The organism is Bacteroidota bacterium, assembly GCA_034723125.1.
Lineage (GTDB): Bacteria > Bacteroidota > Bacteroidia > CAILMK01 > JAAYUY01 > JAYEOP01.
The window spans coordinates 1-4,312 of sequence record JAYEOP010000120.1 but is presented as its reverse complement, the minus strand read 5'-3'; the positions used below and the strand labels follow the sequence as shown (position 1 = coordinate 4,312).

Sequence of the window (4,312 nt, the reverse complement as noted above, 5' to 3'; positions counted from 1 at the left end):
AATTTTTTCTGATGAAAAGAAAAAAAGATGTTACTTTTGTAGTTGATGGGATGCCTAAAATTAGACATATTGGAGCAAAGCGGAAGTTCCTTTTCTATGGGATTAGACAGGAAAAGGGCTTTAGAATATAAACAAAGTGAGCATATCGGAAATGTATTAAGCACAGTTACAAACCGCAAACTCCCAATAGACCTCTCAGCCAACCAACAAGTAGATTATTTTAATGCAGACATTGCTGGTGCTAATGATTATTATCCGTTTGGGATGTTGCAGGTGAATAGGAGTTATTCGTTGGCTGAGTATCGGTTTGGGTTTAATGGGAAGGAATATGACTCCGAATGGAATGGAAATCCCGGGGCAATGTACAACTATGGGTTCAGGATTTATGACCCAAGAATTGCAAGGTTTCCATCTCCTGATCCATTAATTGTTAAGGAACAAGAATATCCCGAATTATCTCCATATCAATATGCAAGTTTGTCACCAATTTGGGGTATTGATTTAGATGGACTGGAACTAAAAAAAGTAACCCACCATATAGATCAACATACTGATAAATCATTATTTGTTAAATCTTCAGACGTTACAATTAATCCTGATATAACATTTGAAAATAAAAAAACAGGTAAAGAATATGCCAAGACAGAGGTATATATAGAAGTAAGAGGCACGACTTTTCCTGTACCTTCTTCGGAATTTTATGAACCCACTCAAGAAGAGTCTGGAGGATTGAAACCTTCAGCAGCATATGACTATACTAAGGAAGCTATTCTTGGAAAAGAAAAGGAAGATTGGGAATATATAAGAAGTGGTGAAAAAGGGGTTGCAATAACAAGATTTTTTGAAGTATTTTTTAGAGATTTACGAGCACTAGAAAATCAAGTTGACGAAGATATTATTGAAGTATTAGATGTGATTACAACTCAATAGATACACAAAATGAAAAGATATTATTTATTAAGTTTTATTTTATTTATTTTATTAACTGCTTCTGAATGCAAAAATAAATTAGCAGCATATTCTGCTATAGTTGTTAATGAAAATGATAATCCTATTGAAAAAGTTCAGGTTTTAATAGAAAAAGATGGCTGTTTAATTCCTACATATTCTACACATCATGATACATTAATTGGAGCGAACATAGAAAAGATTAATAAAGGAAAAATGTTTAAAGAAATTGTAACTGATAGTAATGGGGAATTTAAAGTTGCTCTTACTGATTCATACATTATTTCCCCTCCAGAATATAAAATTCATTTAGTAAAAGAAGGGTATAAAAAACTTATTATTGATATTAAATGGGGTGTTGATATTGATAATAAAATTGTTTTGAAAAAAGCAAAAGATTAAAGCCGTGCATGTTCCTAGATGAGCGTATAGAAGCTACAAATGCAAAACCAAGCACTACAATTCCAAATTGCAAACCAACGGGTATTATTTTCTGGGTAGATTTTGATAATATATCCTTTTATTTTGCAAATGATACATTACACCATATTCAAAAAAATGATAATGCATGCAAGGGTTTAAATTTAGGATTTGTAGTAGCACCTGATTCCCGGTAGTATTTAAAAACTAACTAGTCCAAGGTTATAAACAAAAATTGGTTCAAGATTTAGCTTAAGCGGTTCTTGGACCTTTTTGTTTTTAGCCCAATAGGTATAAAAATTTACGAAACAAAATCGGTTAAAAGCACTCCAATTTTGTCAAAATGGCTCTAATAGTCCAAGCTTGTAGAAAAACAAAAACTGGTTCAAGAATTTTCTTGGACCTTTTTGTTTTTGTAACGGTATGTTTTTAAACGTTCTGAGTATTATACAACTTCCTGTTTTTGATCTCCCGAATCACAGCATCGAGTGTAAATAAAACTTGTGTTTTTTCCTGTTCCGAAAACCCGTAGCTACCCTCACTAAGCGTAGATTGCATCTACGCTTTTTTATTAATAAGCATTTTTAATGCTGATAAAATATAAAGAGCTTTTACAGAAATTAAAGGCTTTTTTACGTTCAAATAAAAAACTTATTAATAATCGTCTTTTCTTCCGTTCTTTTTCCTTTTTTCTTTTAAAATCACTGAGTAAAATTTTTTCTGATGAAAAGAAAAAAATATGTTACTTTTGTAGTTGATGGGTTGCCTAAAATTAGACATATCAGAGCAAAGCGGAAGTTCCTTTTCTATGGAATTAGATAGGAAAAGGGCTTTAGAACATAAACAAAGTGAGCATCTCGGAAATGTATTAAGCACAGTTACAGACCGCAAACTCCCAATAGACCTCTCAGCCAACCAACAAGTAGATTATTTTAATGCTGACATTGCTGGTGCTAATGATTATTATCCGTTTGGGATGTTGCAGGTGAATAGGAGTTATTCCTTGTCTCAATATAGATTTGGGTTTGGTGGGCAGGAACAGGATAATGAAATTTCTGGTATAGGAAATATCTATACAGCTGAGTTTTGGCAGTATGATAGTCGAATAGCAAGACGTTGGAATACTGATCCAGAACCAAAAGCTTGGGAAAGTCCTTATGTTGCTTTTGCGAATAATCCGATATGGTTTACTGATCCGAATGGTAGAGATACTATAGTTAATCCAAATGGAGAAAAAATGAATGTTGGTGATGGATATACAACAAGTAATGATAAAACGGTACTTTATGGTGAAGGGTTGCAAACAAAAATTTGGGACAAAACAGCATTGGGAATAAGTGGAGAGTACAATGGGAATTACGTGAATTATGATTCTGAAAAACATGGAAAGATAAATAATGCAAATTCGGCTACAGCAACAATTGAAAATGCCTTGAATAATGTTGAAAGAAGTATTTCTCAAGGAGGGTTATTGCAAGACCTTAAAAATGACCTGGGTTTTAAAGCTTTTGAATTTGATGTGGTACAACAAGCATTAAAAGATTCCAGATTTGGAAATTCTGCTTTTGCGTTTGATTATAATAATGGACAAGGAAGTCTTATTACTTTTGGAGGGGAATCCAGTACATATCTGCCGATGTCCGTACAAGCGGGAGTAACAGCAGTTTCGCCCCTGTTATCTTTAATAATGTTCCAAAACACATGGTCGGCTGCATTTACCAATACAACTTGGGTGGTTAGGCACACTTATGTAAAAGCAAGAGTAGAAGTTACAGCAAATGGAGTAATGGGGGTAACCTTTTCATTTGAAGATGTCTTGGATTTAAAAGAAGGTGAGCAGGGAGATACATACAACTTTGTGGTTAGGCAACTTGGAAAAGTATGGACTGGCAATCAGGAAATGAAGGTAAATGGAGCATGGCATAATAAATATCAAAAGAAGTAGGAATGAAAAAACTATCAGTAACTTTTTTCTGTTTGCTTGTTGCAGTATTGCTTTTCAGTAGTTGTAGGGATGGAAATAACGATTCTTTTTATTCAAAAAGTTGTGGATATGATTGTAAAAAAATTCCGTTAATAAAACCTTTCTATCTTGGAGGAACAAATGGAGTTGAAGGTTTATGGTATTTGACTAATGCCAATAAGGATGGAATAGTTGTCACATCAGTTAATGTAATAGGTTCAATAATCGTATCCTATTATTTTGATAAATACATTGTTGTTCCAGAGAATCAAGATACAACATGGTATATACACATACCGGCACAAGAACAGGAATATAAATTTTCTTCGGAGCAGAAATTTTACGAGAAAGTCAGTAAACTTACCGATAAGCAAGTAGAATTTATTGAAATTCCTATTTTGTATAAAGAGTTAGTGAAAAAGGGATATTTAGATTGGTTTCCCGAAGAATACAAAAGCAAATAAATAAACTTCAAATCCCCCACGTAATTTGTAACTACGACCAAATATCAAATACCAAAAGGCAGGCTTATAGTAAACTGTGAATCTTTTTTTTATGAGCTAATATTATCCTGAAAGAAGGTTTCATAATTTTAAAACAAAGAAATAAACATACAAGCATCAGGAATGACCCCCACTAAGCATAGATTGCATCTACGCTTTTTTATTAATAAGCATTTTTAATGCTGATAAAATATAAAGAGCTTTTACAGAAATTACCGGCTTTTTTTACGTTCAAATAAAAAACTTATTAATAATCGTCTTTTCTTCCGTTCTTTTTCCTTTTAAAACACTGAGTAAAATTTTTCTGAGGAAAAGAAAAAAATATGTACTTTTGTAGTCAATGGGTTGCCTAAAATTAGACATACTGGAGCAAAGCGGAAGTTCCTTTTCTATGGGATTAGACAGGAAAAGGGCTTTAGAACATAAACAAAGTGAGCATCTCGGAAATGTATTAAGCACAGTTACAGACCGCAAACTC

At 33.0% G+C, this 4,312-nt stretch carries 5 protein-coding genes; all 5 read left to right on the top strand.

The genetic code is table 11. The features are described from left to right. The first annotated feature begins 96 nt into the window (after positions 1-96). Positions 97-930: an RHS repeat-associated core domain-containing protein gene (locus U9R42_03700; GenBank protein MEA3495121.1), complete on the top strand. Its 834-nt coding sequence runs from the start codon at positions 97-99 to the stop codon at positions 928-930. A 9-nt stretch (positions 931-939) separates the two neighbouring features. Then, positions 940-1,350, top strand: a complete 411-nt coding sequence (locus U9R42_03695; GenBank protein ID MEA3495120.1) for a hypothetical protein — start codon at positions 940-942, stop codon at positions 1,348-1,350. An 8-nt stretch (positions 1,351-1,358) separates the two neighbouring features. Further along, positions 1,359-1,565 (top strand): hypothetical protein, encoded by a 207-nt coding sequence (locus U9R42_03690; protein ID MEA3495119.1) that lies wholly within the window; start codon positions 1,359-1,361, stop codon positions 1,563-1,565. 560 nt (positions 1,566-2,125) lie between these two features. Beyond that, positions 2,126-3,313, top strand: a complete 1,188-nt coding sequence (locus U9R42_03685) for a hypothetical protein (GenBank protein ID MEA3495118.1) — start codon at positions 2,126-2,128, stop codon at positions 3,311-3,313. A 2-nt stretch (positions 3,314-3,315) separates the two neighbouring features. Further along, positions 3,316-3,795 (top strand): hypothetical protein, encoded by a 480-nt coding sequence (locus tag U9R42_03680; GenBank protein MEA3495117.1) that lies wholly within the window; start codon positions 3,316-3,318, stop codon positions 3,793-3,795. Positions 3,796-4,312 lie beyond the last annotated feature (517 nt).

What these genes read in the sequence shown, in the direction of transcription:
- U9R42_03690 (MEA3495119.1), top strand. Translation starts at nt 1,359, where the DNA reads ATGTTCCTAGATGAGCGTATAGAAGCTACAAATGCAAAACCAAGCACT.
- U9R42_03685 (MEA3495118.1), top strand. Translation starts at nt 2,126, where the DNA reads ATGGGTTGCCTAAAATTAGACATATCAGAGCAAAGCGGAAGTTCCTTT.
- U9R42_03700 (MEA3495121.1), top strand. Translation starts at nt 97, where the DNA reads ATGGGATTAGACAGGAAAAGGGCTTTAGAATATAAACAAAGTGAGCAT.
- U9R42_03680 (MEA3495117.1), top strand. Translation starts at nt 3,316, where the DNA reads ATGAAAAAACTATCAGTAACTTTTTTCTGTTTGCTTGTTGCAGTATTG.
- U9R42_03695 (MEA3495120.1), top strand. Translation starts at nt 940, where the DNA reads ATGAAAAGATATTATTTATTAAGTTTTATTTTATTTATTTTATTAACT.